At 35.7% G+C, this 1,498-nt stretch carries 2 protein-coding genes; one reads left to right on the forward strand and one right to left on the reverse strand.

Translation table 11 applies throughout. The annotated features are described in order from the left end of the window. Positions 1-498, reverse strand: a 498-nt coding sequence (locus PAENI_RS08020; protein ID WP_149644922.1) for a TetR/AcrR family transcriptional regulator, incomplete at its 3' end; no start/stop codon positions are given. A gap of 201 nt (positions 499-699) precedes the next feature. On the opposite strand from PAENI_RS08020, the gene PAENI_RS08025 reads away from it, so the two are divergent. Beyond that, the coding region (locus PAENI_RS08025; RefSeq protein WP_262495556.1) for a ketopantoate reductase family protein at positions 700-1,498 on the forward strand (799 nt) is incomplete at its 3' end.

Consider the following 1,498-nt stretch of genomic DNA (forward strand, 5'->3'; position numbering starts at 1 on the left):
GAAAAATTCTTCTGACGATAAATCCTTTTGACGCTGGAGCCAAAGACGAAATAAAGAAAGGGCAGTTGTCAGGTAAAACTCAATGAAGTATGGCGTTAAGGATTGGTTTTGCGGAACGTTTAATTCTAATTGATCCAAAGTGATTTCTTTTTTTAAGCGTTTTAAAAAACGGGCACTTCCATAATCACCCAAAAGGGCATTAAGAACCAGGAGATGTTCTTTTTTATCCAGACAATAGAGCGTATCTTGAACCGTATCCATCGATAGCTCTTTATTTGCCAATTCTTTTTTCATTTCATTCAATAGGTCATTTTCAACAGAGTCTAACAATTCGTAAATGTCAGTAAAGTATTGATAAAAGGTGCTGCGGTTATATCCTGACTTATTCGAAATTTCCTGAATCGAAATTTTCTCAATCGGCTTTTGGCTATATAACTCACAAAAAACTTCTACAAACTTTTGTTTTGTTTTCTCCGTTATTTGGGGTTGCTTTTTCATGTTTCCCTCCTACTAGTGAATAAGAATATCATCCGACAAATCATAAAAAACTGATGGTTGATCATGGAATAATGAAGATTTATAATCACATCATACAACACGTTGTCGGATAATCAAAAGGGAATATTAATAAGTAGGGGTGGTTTATATGTCAGCAAAACAAGATAGAATTTTAATTTTGGTGCAGGTGTCATCGGGAGCATGTACGCAATTAAGCTTATTGAAGCAGGGTTTGACGTTAGCTTGTTTGCACATTCGAATAGATATAAATCATTAAGAGAAAATGGCCTGCAGTATATAGAAAAAGGTACAGTTAGATCGATACAAGTGAATGTCATTGATACGCTCGAAAATGACGATGTATACGATTTTATTTTCTTTACCGTTCGTTATGATCGGTCCGAAGCAGCGTTGTTAGCGCTCAAAGATAATCAAAGTAAAAATATAGTTACGATGACTAGTAATTCAATTGGATTTTCTTCGTGGTTGGATATCGTAGGGGATAGACTTTTACCAGCTTTTCCCGGCTTCGGCGGACAGATTAAAGATGGAGTATTGCATGCTCGATTTCTACCAAAGTTTATAGCGGCAACTGCATTTGGAGAAATTAATGGTGTAGTGACAGAACGCATAGAAAACCTTGCAAAATTATTTAAAACTGCAAAGCTTCCCTACGTTATTAAAAAAGATATGCAAGCGTATCTGATCACACATTCCGTATCAGACATTGCCATGTTGAGCTTTTTGCATTCTGAGAATAAGATCATTGACAAAAAAACAGCCAGAACTAGAAAGACAGCACGCAAAATAACATTCACTTTAAAAGCGTATCTAAGGGCAACACAAAAAGCTGGCGTTTCAATTGATCCACCAATGCTTAAAATGGTGCTTAAATTTCCAAACTTATTTTTGGACCTTTTCTTTATGACATGGCTACGAACTAAAATGGTTAGGGATATGATGTTGCCGGATTATGCGAATAATGCTAACAATGAGATTG

The sequence above is a fragment of the Paenibacillus sp. B2(2019) genome, assembly GCF_008370385.1.
In the GTDB taxonomy this organism is placed as follows: Bacteria; Bacillota; Bacilli; order Paenibacillales; family Paenibacillaceae; genus Paenibacillus_AQ.